The organism is Moorena sp. (assembly GCF_982860115.1).
This window is the reverse complement of the sequence record NZ_CEYLVT010000153.1, coordinates 1-17,867: the sequence shown is the minus strand read 5'-3', so window position 1 is coordinate 17,867 and position 17,867 is coordinate 1. Positions and strand designations below refer to the sequence as shown.

Sequence of the window (17,867 nt, the reverse complement as noted above, 5' to 3'; positions counted from 1 at the left end):
CTAATCCCCCTTAACCTTTGTAGGGTAAGGTTTCTAGTCAACGAATCGCACTCCCAAATTTAGGCATGGGAAAGCGATGCCCGTCTGGCAGAGGTGCGACATAGTCCTGGTGATAGACGATTGGCATGTTCATGATCAGACAGGGTTTTCGAGACCGCTACACTTTTTTTTAAATCCTCAACCAAGTCAAAGGAAGCATAGCATGAATGACCCTTGGAATAATTTTAAGCAACAGCCTTGGCTACCTCTGTCCAAAGTAGCTGCCTTGACCACTGTGCTGGTAGTTGCTCTAGAGAACCTGTTGATATGGGTCTTGACTCAATCACAAATTTTCCGCCCCCTCTCACGGCTACTATTTTCTAAACCCCTAGCAATCATCTGGTTTATGGCTGCGGCTATAGGAGTTGGGGTGTTAGGAGTTTATATATGTGAACGTTGGCAGTCCCAGGTATTCCTGAAGACCTCTAGTCTCTGGGCTTTAGTGTTGTGCCTTATTGTCGGTTTATTGCTCAAGTCCCAACTTCCCATCCCTCTTGGGTTAGTTGGGTTTTCCATGAATTCTGTGATTGGAGTAATCCTAGGGGTATTTTGGAAAGGTCGTCCTTACTGGCGTTATTGGCATTAAAAACGTGATGCTAAGCAAATAGCTGTTATGGGAACGCATCAAAAGCATCAACGAATACTATAGCAATCCACTATAATTCCGAAAATTATTGCAGTGGGGAAATCTTGCCTGCACTATAGTCTCAGTTTTTTTTATAAACAATCGCTAATTTTGCTACTAATATTGGACTTTGGACAAAATAGTACCCTCAAAGGGTACTGTCACTCTCTAAGGGTGCCTTTGACAATAGATTTGTTAGCCAATTGTTTTGAGTACAAACGAAAGGCAAAACATCAAATTTTGTCCAAAGTCGCAGCAGAAGAAAAACAGAAATGTTTACCCCCGATCCCACAGATTTGGTAGCTGAGTATTTATTTGAAACTCCAACTGACACGGGAGTGATCAGGAACACAGCTAATCCTGGAACCTTTGATGGTATGATCCAACACGATCCGGATGCCCATCCGTTGGCTCCCTCAGCGGATGTCCCGCCAGGGTTTGTTGGTTCAGCATCTCTGAACTATAACGTTCTCAGACGCTTATCTGATAGCGGCGAATCCCCGCAAATGTCCTTTGCACAATACGTTGAGGTTCCCAATTTCCCAGATCTGGCTAACCTGACCGTGGAAACTTGGGTTAAGGTTGATTACATCAAAGCAAACCCAGCGTTTACCGATCCTCCCCAGGGTACTTACCCTGATGGAGAAGTTGGTTTTGGAGCCTGCCCACAGCCCATATGCAAAGCATTTTCCTGGTATCTTTTCCTGAGTACTCTACAAACGGATCGCAACCTGATTCTGACTATCATCCCCAACAATGTCACCCAAGGATTACCGAAGGAAGCAGACGAAACTAGCGGCAGTGGTGGTGTAGTCAGTGAGGATATCGTCCATGGTGGTCAATGGACCCATATGGCTGCAACCTTTGGTGAAGTGGCTCCCGGTAGGTTTATCATGCAGACCTACATTAATGGCATCCAAAGCCACATCGAAGAAGTTCGAGACTTTAACGGCAACATCCGTCGGATTCCCAATCAGACCGACAACCCGATAGCACCTTCCCCTGGTAGACCCCTACGGCTGGGTCAATTCCGTGATATTCAAGGCAACCTTGACTATCAGTACTCCGGACTTTTGGCTGGTGTGCGAATTTACAGTCGGGCTTTGACTCAGGAACAGATTCAAGCTGATTACAGGCATGACATCTGTTCAGGTCAAGCACCATTAGGGAAAGAAATCTTCAGACTGGGCTTACTTAGTCTATGGCTGTTGAAGTCTACTTGATTAAGGTCAGAGGAATGTAGAATTTAGAATGAAGAATGAAGAATGAAGAATGAAGAATGAAGAATGAAGAATTTAAAATTATACCTTCGCCGATTCTCAATTCTATTAAATTCTAAAGTCTAAATTCTAAATTCTAAATTCTAAATTCTAAATTCTAAATTTTACCAGCTCCCCATGGCATTGCTTTTGGGTGCCACACCTAACCTGATTTTACTTATCCCTAAACTGGTTTAACCAATTGGTCAAATCCACCTCGGTTTCAAAATCTAACAAGGCTTCTCCTAAATCCTCCAACTGCTCAAAGGATAACTGCTCAATTTGATTGTGTAATTGGGGATTGAGCTGACCTATGCGACGGTTTAGTAGACGGATAATTAACTTAACCTCATTGTGCTTTCCTTGTTCTAATCCTTGACGAATAATTCGTTGATAAACTACTGACTCTTGCATCATATCCTCCCGAAAATAGGCTTGAATTAACTGCTCATCAAATTTCACCCCAGCCAACAGTTGCACACACGCAGATAGGTTACGCTGCTGTTGTCTATCTTCAATCATATCGATTTTGGCTGCTACCTGAGATAACAAGGTTTCTGGCACTTCTGCTTGTGCTAACACGGCCAAGGGTAGTAATCCCGGCGTTGTTAGTAATGGTTCTGGATCACATTCCCAAATCCGAATCACCCGGTAGCGGAAGGATAGGTTCCTCTCGGTAAATTGATTCTCAAATACTCCCGCTAATCGGGTTGGTTTTAGGAAAATTATTACCTGCTCAATATCACAACGATACTGGCGATACAACCTGACCCAATAATCCAGCATCCGCAGGGGTAAGGGAGGTTCAGATTGGGGTAAGGTTTGAAATTCCAAATGCAAAATAGCATCAGCAACTCGCACAAAAAATAAGGCATCTGCTCGAATTGGCTCTGTGCTCAATTCAGTGTTTAGAATTTCGATATCTTCTGCTGGTTGCTGGTTGAATAACCAACGGGTAAAGGCTTGAGGATATTTTTCAACTAGATATTTTAGGGTACTATCGTAAGTCATTCCATTAGGAAAAGTATGACCAAGTCAGTATATAGCATTTCTAGCTAATCAATGAACAATTTTGCTGATTTAGCATAACATCAAAAACTATTCGGATATCGTTTATTCTGTTCCCTGTTCCCTTTTTATATCGCGCAAAATTTCCAGATTGTCACGGTAGATTAAAGTGTTAGGATGATTTGACCCTAACTTCTGTTCTGCAATATCCAATGCCTGGAGAAAGAGCAGGGCTGTTTCATTTTCAATAAAATCGAAGATAATTAGAGATAATTAGTCTTAAGTACAAAAACTGAGGATATACCTCAAATTATGGCTCATTTCACTGATTGCTGCCTTGATTGAATCAAAGCCATGTGCTCGAATCAGGGTTAAAACCCAGGTTTTGAGCAAAGATAAGTTTTTTGGAGCAAATCCTGATGTTTGGGGACTAATATCTTCTTCATAGATGACGTCCTTTACCCAATGAAGAGAATTTTCAATGAGCCAATGTCCTCTAATTCCATCCATCAAACGACGAGATTGAGGTGATTTTGAACTGATATAATAACTAATACTTTTGAATGGTTCATTACCACGAGTTCCACTGCGAGAGACTTTAATCACACAACCGACACCAATCCATTGTGGATCAAGATTTTCCGGTGGCTCAAACACTTCGATCATACGATAAGTATTACGGTTTCTAGTTTTTTCATGATGTGTCACTTTTTGTCGTGGTGTTTTCTGGTTTGATTCCGTTTCTATTTGTTGATATAATTTGGTCAGAAGTTACCGCAAAAATAAGGCAGCCTTTATGGTTGGTCGGCTATGGGTAAAAGGGTTAAAACTTTATGATTAAGGCTGCCTTATTTTAAGGTTTCGTCTCCGGGTTGATTTTTTTTGACTTTAACTAAATAGTCATTCCCTGACTCGACGATAGCTGCCAGAGTTTTTTTTTGACAATGAAGAGCATCACAGGTGCGCTTTCCGTAGGCGAATTAAATTCGCCACGGGTCGCACCTAAAAGTAAAGACTACACCAGTTAAATCTAATAAGTTAATTAAGTCGCGAACGACGGGAATTTCGCTTTCCCGTTTGTTTTCCATCATTTTTACCCCTAAAACTAATCTTCTTTGATGAGCAAAAGCCGAAACACAGTTGATAAAGTTTTGTTGCGCCTTATCGTAGTTACTCACGGTATTTTTGAGACTTTTACCATCCAGGGATATCCATTCATTAGATGGAATTATACTAGATTGTTTACTCCATTGATTAAATACAATTTGGAGTTCTTCGTAATCTAAATTAATCATGACCCTTCTGATTGCTGAATAAGAAGGAACACGAGCACAAGGAATTTTAAGTCTACTAAAAAATTGCTGTGCGGTGGCGTTCCACAAATCTACCCAATTGTCGATAACCCCAATAACCACTCATCATCCCCATAATGATAATTAGAAGCACTAGCCATAGAGGCGGACGTTGACCATGAGGACTGCGATGATCAGGTATTTCTAAGAGAAACGTCGATTAAGCTTTTCTCCATAATTTGGGTATATAATGGGAATTATGCCATTTTTTCGGGCTATTGCTTCACTATACACCTTTTTACTCTATAATGAAACAGCCCTGCTGGAGAAAGAGGGGTTCCGCTTCATGGTAACGCTCCTGAGTATAGTAGATAAATGCCAGGTTGTTGAGACTAGTGGCTACATCGTGATGTTCTTCACCCAGACGACTTGTGCTAATATCTAAACTTTGCTTATACCAAGGTTCAGCCTGATCATAGGTACCTTGACCCTCAGAGAATCTTCCTAAGCCAACAAAGGGCTCTATTAAATCTTCATCCCTGAGCCAGTCAGTTAGGACAGTCGCAGCTTCGTCTAAATGAGGGATGGCGGAGCTAACTGCTGCAATCTGATCGCGAGTTGGTGTATAAGAAATTTCTTTTGCTACAGCCACCATTGTCTTACAAAAGCTTTGCTTGTAGCTATCGACCTCTGGTAATTGAGCCAGCTTGGTCTGGAAAAATTCTCGAATTAGTGGATGGAGTTGATAGGTTTGCTGTTCAGTCAGTTGCAATAGGTTCAGTTTCAGTAAACTGCGATTGGCCGTAGGCCACGCTTCGCGATGAAGCGAAGCTTCCGCTAAAAGCGATCGCGTAATTCTTCTAATTCTTCTTGTTCTTCTTCCCAGTCATCTTCATCTTCAGTTTCTATAACACACTTTTCTACCAGTGACCACTCAAAAGGAGCAGGAGCAAACAGACTCAGACGACATCCCAACTGCTGGGCTTCTGGACAATCTTTCAAATCTTCCCAGGATAACTCAAAGGCTGCTGCTACTCCCAACTGGGCTGTCATTTCCCCTTCTTCTGTGGGATCAAGTAATGCCTTAGCTGCTAATTTCTTTTTCTCTAAACGTTTCTGAACTTTAGCAATGGTTAAGGTCGATTGTAGAGCTAACTCGGTTTTGCCCACACCGCCCATTCCGGCAATAGCACAAATTTCTAATCTATCGGTCTTTTGAAGTTCTTGATGGAGCTCCTTAAGTTGAGTGTCTCTACCGACAAAGTGGCGTTGCTGAATTAAGAAATGAATGCGCGATCATCTGGTTTTATTTAAGCCCCCTAAATCCCCAATTATGGGGGACTTGTCTTGATGCAGTCGCTCATGGGGAAACCCCAAAAACCACGCTGCCTCCCCAAGACCGCAGAGGTGCGCTTTCCGTTGGAGAATTTAATTCGCCAACGGAAAGCGCACCTCTGCATCGCTTGAGAGTTTTGTTACACCCAGAATTGGGGGGCTAGGGGGGCGAAACCATACCCAGAATCAGCTGTAGGTGAAGTGCAAGATCTCAGTTTACTAGAAGTCTAGTATTTCTTACTTACCGTAACATTGATAATTTGCGGATTATCGTTGGTGATGTTTTGCACAAAACCGTTATCAGGTTCATCAGTAGTTTCCTCTATGATTTGACACCAATCATCTTTACAATCCTCCACATTTCGCCCCGCTCCCAAATTATAATTCACCTTGTACGGGCTATCCAAGACAAAAGGAGCGATATCTAAAACCACCTCATTGTTACTTGGTATATCTACTAATAACACATCATATACATCCAAATTCTCAGGGGGACAAGAGTAATTGTTGACCAGATCGCACGTGGGGTAGGGGTACGCACTTGCGGCACCTGTGAACCCTAAGAACAAGGTAAAAGTCAGCAAGAGGGAAGAAAAAATTTTGAGAATGCTTTTCATTTGAACTTCTCCTTTTAATTTTTTTACAGAGAACATGTCATTTATTCAAAACATTTGTACTATATCTAGAGTCCCATCTATGGTTTAAGCTTACTCTGATGACATAACACTAAGCACAGGGCAAGCACCTCTTATATAGTTCATTTGTTCCACAACTTTGAACAATTATCCCGAGTTCCTAATTTTTAGTTGGAACAATCTGATATTAACCCTAATAAGTATCTATTAACCTCATAAACCTCATATAAAACCTCATATAAAACCTCATATAAAACCTCATGTAATACCAAAATTGGTATAAAACCTCATATAAAACCTCATATAATACAAATTTGGTATAAAATATAATTGACAAAAATACAATTTAATGGATAAGACATTATACGTATTAAAAACGTGGTCATTTCGGTTCTAAAACCCTTGAAAAATTAAGAGCTGATTCATAAACTCGCACTAAACCTTGTAGGATAAGGCTTGCGTAAAAATAGAACAATTGAACTATTTAATAGCTAAAAGACAATCATAGCAAGGCTTTCAGACTTCTTAAGATTTACTTTACGAATTAGCTCTAAGTGTTTCAGAATCCAAACCCCTACAACCCATTACCTATAGTGCTACCTTAGGCATTAGTCAGTAAACCCATACTTTAGCGCTTGTCCCCGGCTGCTGCGGCTAAAAACTCATGTAAAACCTCATGTAATACCAAAATTGGTATAAAACCTCATATAAAATCTCATATAATACAAATTTGGTATAAAATATAATTGACAAAAATACAATTTAATGGATAAGACATTATACGTATTAAAAACACAGAACAACATCAGGATCGAAGTAAGCGATCGCTCTTTCTGTTTCCATTGCTGCTCTGGTATTTCCTGGACCAATCTCAACAATTCCTACTTCCCAGGACTTACCATTATCTAAAAACTGTCCTAGTTCATAAACTGTCCCTTGTTCATGTTCTTCCTCTTGAAGATTGCTCAAATGATCCTTAACAGCAATGTATTCAACAGGAATAGCGGTTAATATAACTGCCCGGTTCATAAATCTTTGCTAGTTAACGTCAGTCAGATGTAAGCAACTAATCATTACCTGGCTGTGATCTCAGGTTTTGTCCAAACTTGTTGAATCAGTTAAAAAATGTAGTCAACTATATTGTATTGTTTATAGATGCATAAAATTCAATCTTGATTTAGTCTAACAAAAAAAATACAGGTAGTCGGGAATAGGGAGTCAGGAGTCGGGTAAAAAAATATCACAATTCATTTTATATACCTATAACAATTTGTCGGATATTTTGATTTTTTTATTTCTTATTTCCAAGGCTATCAGTAAATTAAATACACAAAAAAAAAGGAACGCTAATATTTTTATTATGTCCCCTGTTCCCAATTCTTAATTCTTAATTCTTAATTCTTAATTCTACTTGGTGGTGCGTTACGGGGCGGGTTATCCCAATACTAGCTACGAAGTCTAAAAGGCGCTCCCTCCCCTAACGCACCCTACGCACTAAATTCTTAATTCTACATTCTTAATTCTTAATTCTTAATTCTAATTAGCTCTCAAAAAAAATCTAAAAACCCTTGACAAATAAATTTATAATCGTTATTATTATATTTATAAACGTCAAAAGCAATTTTGAATTATGCCTGACAACTTTCGCCCAGATCCACAAAACAATCCTGAGGATATCACTCCTAGTAATACTCCTCAAGAACCTTCCCCAAAAAAATACCCCATTAAGCACATTCTGAAGGGTTCCCGCCGGGCAATAAACAACACCATGCAGACCCTTTATGCACGGGGTTACGCCGAAATATCGGAGTGGAGCCCCCTTCAGCCGACGGGAATTCCTGGCGAATTCATCACCATGATGACCAAGTATTTAAATTTGGGTTAAACTATTAAATTATAGGGGGGGTCGCCCCCCCTGGCCAAAGCATCAGGTTTGTTCACGTAGCGTGACCTTTGGTCAATCCTATGGGATCATTTCTGGATTGGTTTAGAAAGTTGAGGCATAACTAAAAACTCTTAGCCGTAGAAGGTTTTCTGCGGCTATTTTTTTTGAGGTTTAAGGTTAGAAGGTTAGAAGGTTGAAGGTTAGAAGGTTGAAGGTTAGAAGGTTTAAAGTTAGAAGGTTTAAAGTTAGAAGGTTGTTCGCGTAGCGTGGCCTTTTGGCCAAGGTTAAAGGTTATGATATCGAAATTAGCGTTAATAACAATATTCGGTATTTCTCCATTTCCCCACACTTCCCTCTGTTTACCTTTGTCTGGTGGGATTAGTGAGAGCATTGAATACGTACGAAATAGTGATTAGCTAACCAATAACTGTCTTGATCAAGTGCTTGATATCATCTAAAGAATGAAGAATGAAGAATGAAGAATGAAGAATGAAGAATGAACGAATTCTAAATTCTAAATTCTAAATTCTAAATTCTAGATTCTAAATTCTAAATTCTACCAGACTCTACCTGAGTTTAAGGGTTGACTGAGGGTTCCAGGCTCAGAGGCAGTAGTGGATTTTAAAACTGCGATCGCTTTTCCGTATTGAGGATCCTTGCTAGTGCCACGCCATCCCGGTTGACTAGATAGCAGTTGCCGTTGCTCAAGGGTCAACTCTTGGCGAATATCGGGCACAATTCCTTTCAAACTAATATCTTCACCACTGGGTAGGTAGTAACGAGAGACGGTCACCGTTAAACCCGAACCATCGGATAAGGAATGGACAGACTGGACAGCGGCTTTACCAAAGGTGCGAGAACCGATAACAGTAGCGCGTTTGTTATCTTTGAGAGCACCAGTTAAAATCTCACTAGCACTAGCGGAGTTACCATCCACTAGAATCGCTAAGGGCAGTTGGGTCAAGGCGGTTCGATTAGCTGTGTATGCCTGTTTACCACCGATGCGGTCTATAGTGCTAACAATTTCCCCCTCTTGCATCCACATGCGGGCAATTTCAATACTGGAAAAAAGCAATCCTCCTGGATTCCCCCGCAGATCTAGGACATAAGCATTCACATTCTGCTGATTTAGGTTACTAATTGCCCGTTGCATTTCTTCAGCTGCATGGGAACTAAATTCATTTAAGCTGATATAACCCACTCGCAGATTCCCTTCCTGCTTGACGCTGTAACGAACAGAAGGGATTTCTATCTCAGCTCGGGTTAGTTCTATCTCAAAGATGCCCTCCCCTGGTCTGGCAATCCGCAGAGTCACTGATGTTCCCACTTTACCCCGGATTAGTTCCGAGGCATCTTCGAGACTTAACCCTTTCGTCGGTTTGCTATCTACCGCTAAAATCCTATCCCCAGCTTGAAGACCTGCCTTAAACGCTGGGGAATTTTCAATCGGTTCAATGATCAACGGAGTTTCGGTCTGCTTTTCTATTTCCATGCGAATACCCACACCAGACAGTTGACCAACAGTTTGGTTTGTCAAGGCTTGGAACTGTTCTGGCTCTAGAAACCGGGTGTAGGGGTCTTCCAAGGTTTCTAGGGCTTTCCGAATCGCTTTATAGGCTTCTTCCTTTGAAGCGTAGCTTCTGCTCAGCAGTTCGTGCCTAGTCGTTTGCCAGTCAACTTGGTTAAAGGTGTTATCAACATATTCGCGATTGACAGTTTGCCAAACTTCATCAACAATCGTCTTAGGGCTATCCTGAAATGCTACAACCACAGAGCTACCATTAATCGGTGTTGCCCAAGACCAAACTGCTGTGGTTGCGATCGCTCCAGTGAACAGAACACGTTTGAGTCGGGGGAAGTTTTTCAGGGATTGTCTCATGGATATAAGGCGGCAAATTACTTAATTAGTTAATTACTTGATTTATTTAGTTTTTTATATATTGAGGTTTTTGTTGACCAGTTCTAGGATTGCCCACGGCTATGAGCTAGTGAGACTACCTAGCTATGACTACTAATTCTACTGATGATAATAACCAAAAAAAATTTTTTTATACTTTTAGCTTCTGATATGATATACTAAGGGTATATTCCTATGTCGGGTTAAACCGAAAACTTAGTCACCAAGTTTCAGTCACCAAGTTTCAGTCACCAAGTTTCAGTCAGTTAGTGACAAGAGAGGCTAGAGTTTTTTTTTATACGATTTAATACTCTAATTGTAATATACAAAAATTCAGCAACTATGGCAGACTGCCGTTGTGCCAGTTCCGAAACTGAACTGCTCTGGGTACACAGACTGCCATAGCGATCGCAAAATAATCACTAATTTAGCTGCCAGCTCACGTGGCTAGCCGAATGCGTTGTATAAAAAAATACTTGCAGCCATCCCGATCAACCCCTGAGTATTGTATAGCGCAGCTGAAAATCCAGTTAGGGGAGTTGGGTAGATGGGAAAATCGGGAGTCAGATCAGGGTTCCCTGTGCCCTGTTCCCTACTCCCTGTGCCCTGTTCCCTTCTAAAAGCCAGGACGAAAACCTCAACGAATTTAGAAATGCGATATCTCTAACCACCAGCAACAGCTGTGACAATACTCACTTCATCCCCATTGTTGAGTTTTGTTTCTGTATTTTCCAACAAGCGGATATCTTCCCCGTTCACGTAGAGATTCAAAAATCGACGGGGTTTACCCTGCTCATCGCACAGTCGTTGTTTAATACCAGGACAATTACTTTCCAGGGATTCGATCAGTTCAGAAACATTCGTTCCCTCGCATTCTACTGTTGATTGCTCTTGGGTATATTTTTGCAGAGGAGTAGGAATTAAAACTTTTACAGCCATAATCAATATCTTGTTATCTTGCTTTGAATTCTCAATTTTGAAGCTTGAATGGTAAGCAATCAGCTATTAGCTTAAGCGCTACGCGCACGCTACGCGAACAGCCATCAGCTATCAGCTATCAGCTATCACCCATCGGCTGTAAGCGACGCTACTGTTCGCGCAGCGTGGGCGTAGCCCAATCGATGGTTTTGAATAAAATCAGCTGAGTGCTGAGTGCTGAGTGCTGAGTGCTGAGTGCTGAGTGCTTAAACTAAAACTTGCTGCCATTCCAAACGCTCTAGGGTGTTAGCCCGCTCATATGCTTTCTCGAAATTGTCTAGTTTTGGTTCAATCACAAACGGTTGACCCACATAGCCTTGAACTGCTTCTTGGGTCTTCAAGCCATTACCAGTGATGTAGGCTACCGTAGTTTCATCGGGGTCAATTTTACCAGCTTCTACCAGCTTCTTGAGTACAGCAATTGTAGTACCACCTGCGGTTTCGGTGAAGATTCCTTCGGTTTCTGCCAGCAACTTCATCCCTTCGATAATTTCTGCATCAGTGACGGATTCAATGTTTCCCTTAGTTTTCTCAGCTATTTCTAAAGCGTAGACGGCGTCGGCTGGGTTCCCAATCGCAATGGATTTAGCAATAGTGTTGGGCTTGACTGGAGTAATGAAGTCCCGTCCTTCTTTGAAAGCTTGAGCGATCGGGGAGCAACCTTCTGCTTGAGCACCACTGAAGCGCACTGATTTATCTTCTACTAGACCGACTTTGATAAATTCTTGGAAGCCTTTGTAGATCTTGGTGTATAGAGAACCTGATGCCAAGGGAGCAACAATATGATCCGGTAGTTGCCAACCTAGTTGTTCAGCTACTTCAAAGCCCAGAGTTTTGGAGCCTTCTGAGTAGTAGGGACGTAGGTTAATGTTCACAAATCCCCAACCGTGGCTGTTGGCTACTTCACAACAGAGGCGGTTGACTTGGTCGTAGTTGCCTTTGACTGCCATTAATGTGGGGTTGTAAATCAGAGTGCCCATCACTTTACCCGCTTCCAGGTCAGCAGGGATAAACACGCAGCAGTCGAGTCCAGCATGAGCTGCGATCGCAGCAGTAGAATTCGCTAAGTTTCCAGTACTCGCACAGGATACCGTTGAGAAGCCTAACTCCCGTGCTCTACTTAGAGCTACTGATACCACCCGGTCTTTGAAGCTCAGGGTGGGCATGTTGACCGCATCATTTTTAATGTAGAGATTTTTTAACCCTAAGCGTCTAGCCAAGCGAGTCGATTTCACTAAGGGAGTCATTCCCGTACCAACATCAATATAGTTATCAGTGGCAAGGGGTAAGAAAGAACGATAGCGCCAGATGGATTTCGGACCTGCCTCAATGCTCTGCCTGGTTACATTGCGTCTGAGGATACTGTAGTCATATTTGACTTCCAACGGACCAAAGCATTCCTCACAAACGTGCATTGCCTTGGGCTCATACTCCGCACCACACTCTTTACACTTCAACTTGGTAAATGCGGTAGATGCCTGGGTTTTGGGAGTAATTGTGGCTTGGCTCATGGGTATATCTCTAATTACGCTCTCTAATTACGTTCAGTCAAGACTTGATTAAAAGTAACATACCTCAAAATGCACGTCAAACATACCCGACTTTTTTAGTCGGGATTAATTGCAGGGGATAAAGACTAAACATTAACGACTCAAAATTACTGTCAATTGAGATACAAACATTTAGTTCAATTAGTGATAAATGGCTGTGTGTAGGGAACAGGGAAGAGGCAACAGGCAACAGGCAACAGGCAAGCTTGAAGATTTTTGAATTAAGAATTTAGAATGTAGAATTCAGAATTCTGACAGACAACCTACCCTACATCGAACGCCAAAGGCGAACAACCTGCCAACTTTCGCAACCAAGATTCCCGACTCCCGATTCCCGACTGCCGACTGCCGACTCCCTAGTAGCGCTGAGCGAGATCTACCTCACCCAGGGCAGGAACCGTTGCGGAAAATCATTTCTAATCCCTCACTATTCGATTAACTATTCCATGGGCAAGATCGCCAAAACACATAAATTCATCATCATTTGCCTCACTACTCTAATTTTCATTAGTGCTGGCAGCGCCTTTGCTCAAGACAGAGTTATCTTTAGCAGAAAAGATATCTTTCATCCTGTTATCGCTAAAAACGGTATGGTTTCCTCTCCAGAACGCTATGCCTCACAAGCTGGTTTAGCGGTTTTAAAAGAAGGTGGCAATGCTGTTGATGCTGCGGTAACCATTGGGTTTACCCTAGCGGTAACCTTACCGCGAGCTGGCAATCTCGGTGGCGGTGGCTTTATGCTCTTACATCTGGCCAAGGATAACCAAACCATTGCTATTGATTATCGGGAGAAAGCACCACTCGCTGCTACTCGTGATATGTTCCTGGATAATAATGGTGAGGTTGACCCAGAAAAGTCTCGATACAGTTATTTATCTGTAGGTGTTCCTGGTACCGTAGCTGGGTTAACTATGGCACTGGAAAAATACGGCACTATTTCCTTAGAACGGGCATTACAACCAGCTATTAAATTAGCAGAAAAAGGGTTCCCAGTTTCTGAAGATTTGCTCGGCTCTCTGAGATACTCTAAGCAGCGAATGCAAGCTTCCGAGGCGAGTATGGCTATTTTTTATAAGCCAGGAGGTATCCCTTATCAGGTCGGGGAAATCTTGGTACAAAAGGATTTAGCCCGTAGTTTAAAGCTAATTGCTAACAATGGGGCTAAAGCTTTTTATGAAGGTGCGATCGCATCGGCTATCGTAGCAGATATGGAAGCCAATGGTGGTCTGATTACCAAAGAGGATTTAGCGACCTATAAACCCGTGATTCGAGAGCCGATTCGGGGAACTTATCGGGGCTATGAGATTTATTCTATGCCACCTCCAAGTTCTGGAGGTATCCATCTAGTCCAGATGTTGAATACCTTAGAAGCATTTCCGATTCGGAAACTGGGACATAATACTGCCCAAACCATTCATTTAATGACGGAAAGTATGAAGTTAGCGTATGCTGACCGTTCTAAGTTTTTAGGAGATCCTGACTTTGTGCCCGTTCCGATTGCTGAATTAACCTCTAAAACCTATGGTGAACGCATCCGTCAACGGATTAATCTCTATCAAGCAACTCCCAGTTCAGAAATTGCCCCTGGTAATCCTACTCAACGGGTAGAAAGCAATGATACCACCCATTATTCAGTGATGGATAAGTATGGCAATGCTGTTGCTAATACCTATACTTTAAACTTCAGCTATGGCAGTAAAATTACAGTACCGGGAACGGGTATTCTCCTCAACAATGAAATGGATGATTTTTCAGCTAAGCCAGGAGTCCCTAATGCTTTTGGGTTAACTGGAGCAGAATTCAATGCTATAGCACCAGAAAAAAGAATGCTGAGTTCTATGACCCCAACAATTGTGCTCAAAGATGGTAACCCTTATCTAGTCACTGGCAGTCCCGGGGGGAGTAGGATTATTACCACAGTTTTGCAATTGATTATGAATGTAATTGATCACCAGCTGAATATTGCTACAGCTACTAATGCCATTCGGGTACATCATCAATGGTTACCGGATCAACTTTTTATAGAACAGGGTTTGAATGGTGATACAATCCAATTATTAAAGTATAAAGGATATAAGATTTCGGTGCGTAATGCTATGGGGAGTACCCAGAGTATCATGTACATTAACAATTCATTTGAAGGTGCATCTGATCCTCGCCGACCTGGTGCCTTAACCTTAGGTTATTAACATAGCATTTACTTTAGCAATCGGTGTAGGAATTGTGGGAGTTTTGGATCGTAAGTTCCCTACTCCCTACTCCCTACTCCCTGTTCCCTGTTCCCTGTTCTCTATTCCCTTTGCTATTACATGCCTCCACCTGAACCTAAGAATAAATGCCTAGATTGCTTAGGGATGAGATTGGAAGGAATGCTGATTCCGCCAAACAAACAAAAACGTAAGTTTTGGCAAAAACCCTCTAAAATCCCGCAGATTAATTTATACCTAACTATCCAATTTAAGCAACAGTGGGAAGAGTTGCTCGAAGGTCGTGTTAAATTTGGACTCAAAGGTGGAGTACTGCGTCTTCATCTCCAACATGGTAATATCCCCTATGAATTCCGTGAGCTTGGTGGTTATCTTCAACTGGCAACACTAGGTAATCAACAGCCACCATGGCCTAGTTGTGATCTCAACCAACGTCCAACAGACCCTAATGGCAACAGGGAAAAAGGGGGAGGTGCTGTTACTCCAGAAGCTACCCAATCGCAATCCCACGAGACATCATCCCACGAGACATCCCAACCAGAATCTCAAGCAGAATCCTACGAGACCGATCAAGTTTCCTGGTGCCACATTACCAATCAAGTTTCGGGGGAAAATCCTGCCTGGATTTTTGAAGAAGAGAAGGGCAATGGTGTTTTATTTGGTTCCCTGAATCGGGTAAAGCTAGCAACTGTGAATGTCACTGCTTTACCCTGTCGTATCCAAGCAATCTTTGAAGTATCCCAGCGAGATATTTGTGTAACTGAAGTTGAGGGGTTGTGGTCTTCAAACCTTACCCGCAATAAAACCGTTGTGCTCAACAGACTGATTGTGGAACATTTGTTGGTAAGTAAATTTAAGCCCTATCTGTCTCGAGTGGAATTGCAATATGGGTGAGGAAAAATCTCAACCGATTCTGCTAAGCCTGATCAAGCGGGTTTTAGTGGCAGAAACAGACAATCTTGAGCAGTTGACTGCAATGGTTGGGCTGAATCTGGCTGAGCACTTCACTGCAGCTGACTTAAGTTACACTGACCTCAGCCAAGCTAGGTTGATTGAAGCGGATTTCAGAGGAACGGATTTCCGGGGGGCTAACCTCCAAGGTGCCAACTTCTGTAATGCTGACTTGAGGGGGGCTGATTTCAGGAGTGCCAATTTAAGGATGAGCGACTTCAGGAGTGCTAATCTCCAGGGGGTAAGCCTTGGTGGTGCTGACTTGAGGGGGATACGATTAGATGCTGCTAATCTCAGGGATGGTGACCTCAGTGGTGCGGACTTGAGGGGAGCTGACGTCAGGAAAACTGACCTCACTGGTGTTAATCTTAGCGAGGCTAAATTGGGAGGTGCTTACCTCCAGGGGGCTAAACTTAGGGGGGCTAATCTGGGTAGTGCGATTTTGAGCAGAGCTAACCTTCAGGGCACTAACCTGATCCGTGCCCACCTAGGGGGGGCTGACTTGAGGTGTGTTGATTTATCTCATGCTAACTTGAGCCGTGCCGAGCTTAGTGAAGCTAACCTCAAAGGTGCGAAACTGAGGGGCACTAATCTTAAAGGTGCTGATTTAAGTTTAGCAGATATGACCCAAGTCTGCCTGATTCGTGGTAATTTGAGTTATGTCCATCTGATTCGTGCCAACCTACGCAAAGCTGAGCTGATTCGTAGCGACTTAAGTCATAGTGATCTCAGGGGAGTTGATCTTCAGGCAGCTGACTTGAGTTTGGCTATCTTAGAAAATGCTGACCTTAGGAGTGCTAATCTCAGAAGTGCGAAGATGAATCTTACTGAGTTAGATGGTGCCAATCTCAGAGGGGCTGATTTTAGTCATGCTGACATTAGGGGGGCAAAAGTGAAAGGGGCTAGATTCGCTAAAAATAGAGGTATTTCTAATCAGATGAGACAAGTTTTGATGCGGTTAGGGGCAATCTTTGAAGATGATGACCGCGATAGCTCTAGGGTGATTATTGCTCGTTAAGTTTTAGTAAGCATTCAGCTAAAGCGCTACGCGCACGCTTCGCGAACAGTTATCAGCATTCAGCGAATAGGGTGCGTTAGGCAAAGCTAACGCACCGAAATGATTGCGATCGCGAAGCGGTTACGAAGGAACATCGCATTTTTTTACGCAACGTTATCCCCTGAGGTACGTAAGGGAATTAGAGGCAGCAGGGGAGACAAGGGAATCAGAGACACATTTGAAGTTTCAGTATTGGCAGGTTCAGGTGCTTGGAAAGGTTCCTCAAATTGCTCAAAGTGCATTTCGGATACTGGTGTCTGTAACAATTTTTCTAATCCAATTTGCGGTGGGATTTCAGCAATATCTTCTTCGAGGATTTGATTGAGCTTAATTTTGTCTTCTATTTCCAGAGTAGTAATTGCTTCGACAAGAGACTCGAAAGGAATTAGCCTTTTGAAAGCAGCTTCTATCATATTTACCTTCCGGGATTATGTTTATATGATTACTTAGTTTACTATAGTAGCCCCAATTTATCTTTGTGGTAACGAGAGTTTATGTTTATTAACATTTAATTACAAACTCTCATCTTAACTTATAAGATTAACTGTTGACTATTGTATAAAAATATGTTTACTTAAGCAAGTAAATTTTACCAGGTCCCGTTATTGTCAACATATCATAACATAGTACAAAAATAACCAAAACTGTATTTAAACATACTATTAACCAGGAAAAACTACTTTGCCCTGGCTTTATATACAGGGATTATATCATGTCCGTATAATTACTCTAATAAAAAGATTCCCACACTTCCCACACTTCCCACACTTCCCACACTTCCCATCTACCTATTTACCCATCTCCCTATTAAACGAATGCTTACCTGTTTTATTCAAAACCTGAGTGAGAATATGCGTATAGCGCATAGGCTGAATGCTAAATGCTGAATTCTGAATGCTGAATGCTTACCTTGGGGCGTTGCTGAATAATGGAATGATTTTAGGAGTAGGTGCGCTTGCCGTGATGACCAGGGATTGCTCGCCATCACGGGTCGCACCTGTAGAATGGGCATCTTGCGTAGAAGCGATGCAGCGCGGTCTTGGGGAGGCAGCGCCGCCAAAGGGGGTCTCCCCCATGAGCGACTGCATCAAGACACTGGCATCTTGGGTAGAACTGGCATCTTGGGTAGAACTGGCATCTTGGGTAGAA

The 17,867-nt window shown here is 42.3% G+C and carries 19 protein-coding genes; 7 read left to right on the top strand and 12 right to left on the bottom strand.

The genetic code is table 11. From position 1 onward, the window contains the following. The first annotated feature begins 202 nt into the window (after positions 1–202). Together AC4II3_RS22435 and AC4II3_RS22430 are read left to right on the top strand one after the other, a co-directional pair. Positions 203–625 carry a peptide chain release factor 1 gene (locus AC4II3_RS22435; RefSeq protein ID WP_488011112.1) on the top strand — a complete coding sequence of 141 codons (423 nt, stop codon included), beginning with the start codon at positions 203–205 and terminating at the stop codon, positions 623–625. 311 nt (positions 626–936) lie between these two features. Further along, on the top strand, positions 937–1,887 hold the full coding sequence (locus AC4II3_RS22430) for a LamG-like jellyroll fold domain-containing protein (RefSeq protein WP_488011114.1): 951 nt from the start codon (positions 937–939) through the stop codon (positions 1,885–1,887). Between the two features lie 210 nt (positions 1,888–2,097). Here AC4II3_RS22430 and AC4II3_RS22425 read toward each other — a convergent pair whose 3' ends face one another. From AC4II3_RS22425 to AC4II3_RS22395, 7 genes are all read right to left on the bottom strand, one after another. Continuing rightward, positions 2,098–2,934, bottom strand: a complete 837-nt coding sequence (locus AC4II3_RS22425; RefSeq protein ID WP_488011116.1) for an Rpn family recombination-promoting nuclease/putative transposase — start codon at positions 2,932–2,934, stop codon at positions 2,098–2,100. Positions 2,935–3,210: 276 nt separating this feature from the next. Continuing rightward, a complete protein-coding gene (locus AC4II3_RS22420) occupies positions 3,211–3,678 on the bottom strand; it encodes an ISAs1 family transposase (protein ID WP_490722890.1) in 468 nt (155 codons plus the stop codon). 233 nt (positions 3,679–3,911) lie between these two features. After that, complete coding sequence (locus AC4II3_RS22415; RefSeq protein ID WP_488011118.1) at positions 3,912–4,346, bottom strand: ISAs1 family transposase; 435 nt, start codon at positions 4,344–4,346, stop codon at positions 3,912–3,914. Positions 4,347–4,521: 175 nt separating this feature from the next. Next, complete coding sequence (locus tag AC4II3_RS22410) at positions 4,522–4,995, bottom strand: tetratricopeptide repeat protein (protein ID WP_488011120.1); 474 nt, start codon at positions 4,993–4,995, stop codon at positions 4,522–4,524. A gap of 65 nt (positions 4,996–5,060) precedes the next feature. Continuing rightward, the gene (locus tag AC4II3_RS22405) at positions 5,061–5,420 is read right to left on the bottom strand and encodes a hypothetical protein (protein ID WP_490722889.1); all 360 of its coding nucleotides are present in this window, start codon (positions 5,418–5,420) and stop codon (positions 5,061–5,063) included. Between the two features lie 365 nt (positions 5,421–5,785). Further along, a complete protein-coding gene (locus AC4II3_RS22400) occupies positions 5,786–6,175 on the bottom strand; it encodes a hypothetical protein (protein ID WP_488011122.1) in 390 nt (129 codons plus the stop codon). An 804-nt stretch (positions 6,176–6,979) separates the two neighbouring features. Then, entirely contained in the window at positions 6,980–7,222 is a 243-nt protein-coding gene (locus AC4II3_RS22395) for a hypothetical protein (protein WP_488011124.1), read from the bottom strand. Positions 7,223–7,823: 601 nt separating this feature from the next. Between AC4II3_RS22395 and AC4II3_RS22390 the strand changes: the two genes are divergently transcribed. Continuing rightward, positions 7,824–8,078, top strand: coding sequence for a hypothetical protein (locus AC4II3_RS22390; RefSeq protein ID WP_293048312.1), 255 nt, complete (start codon positions 7,824–7,826; stop codon positions 8,076–8,078). A gap of 121 nt (positions 8,079–8,199) precedes the next feature. On the opposite strand, the gene AC4II3_RS22385 is transcribed toward AC4II3_RS22390, so the two are convergent. The 4 genes from AC4II3_RS22385 to thrC all read right to left on the bottom strand — a co-directional run bounded on the left by AC4II3_RS22385 (position 8,200) and on the right by thrC (position 12,464). Beyond that, entirely contained in the window at positions 8,200–8,469 is a 270-nt protein-coding gene (locus AC4II3_RS22385) for a hypothetical protein (protein ID WP_488011126.1), read from the bottom strand. Positions 8,470–8,634: 165 nt separating this feature from the next. Continuing rightward, positions 8,635–9,957 (bottom strand): carboxyl-terminal processing protease CtpB, encoded by a 1,323-nt coding sequence (ctpB, locus tag AC4II3_RS22380; RefSeq protein WP_488011128.1) that lies wholly within the window; start codon positions 9,955–9,957, stop codon positions 8,635–8,637. Positions 9,958–10,638: 681 nt separating this feature from the next. Then, the gene (locus AC4II3_RS22375; protein WP_488011130.1) at positions 10,639–10,914 is read right to left on the bottom strand and encodes a MoaD/ThiS family protein; all 276 of its coding nucleotides are present in this window, start codon (positions 10,912–10,914) and stop codon (positions 10,639–10,641) included. 245 nt (positions 10,915–11,159) lie between these two features. Next, complete coding sequence (thrC, locus tag AC4II3_RS22370) at positions 11,160–12,464, bottom strand: threonine synthase (protein ID WP_488011131.1); 1,305 nt, start codon at positions 12,462–12,464, stop codon at positions 11,160–11,162. Positions 12,465–12,949: 485 nt separating this feature from the next. Between thrC and ggt the strand changes: the two genes are divergently transcribed. The 3 genes from ggt (at position 12,950) to AC4II3_RS22355 (ending at position 16,679) form a co-directional block, all read left to right on the top strand. Next, positions 12,950–14,692 carry a gamma-glutamyltransferase gene (ggt, locus tag AC4II3_RS22365; protein ID WP_488011133.1) on the top strand — a complete coding sequence of 581 codons (1,743 nt, stop codon included), beginning with the start codon at positions 12,950–12,952 and terminating at the stop codon, positions 14,690–14,692. A gap of 165 nt (positions 14,693–14,857) precedes the next feature. Then, a complete protein-coding gene (locus AC4II3_RS22360; RefSeq protein WP_488011135.1) occupies positions 14,858–15,604 on the top strand; it encodes a hypothetical protein in 747 nt (248 codons plus the stop codon). Further along, entirely contained in the window at positions 15,597–16,679 is a 1,083-nt protein-coding gene (locus AC4II3_RS22355; RefSeq protein ID WP_488011137.1) for a pentapeptide repeat-containing protein, read from the top strand. The genes AC4II3_RS22360 and AC4II3_RS22355 overlap by 8 nt, the downstream gene beginning before the upstream one ends. Before the next feature lie 143 nt (positions 16,680–16,822). Here AC4II3_RS22355 and AC4II3_RS22350 read toward each other — a convergent pair whose 3' ends face one another. After that, complete coding sequence (locus AC4II3_RS22350) at positions 16,823–17,131, bottom strand: hypothetical protein (RefSeq protein ID WP_488011139.1); 309 nt, start codon at positions 17,129–17,131, stop codon at positions 16,823–16,825. Positions 17,132–17,612: 481 nt separating this feature from the next. Between AC4II3_RS22350 and AC4II3_RS22345 the strand changes: the two genes are divergently transcribed. Next, positions 17,613–17,867: hypothetical protein (locus tag AC4II3_RS22345; RefSeq protein ID WP_490722888.1), on the top strand; the 255-nt coding region annotated here is incomplete at its 3' end.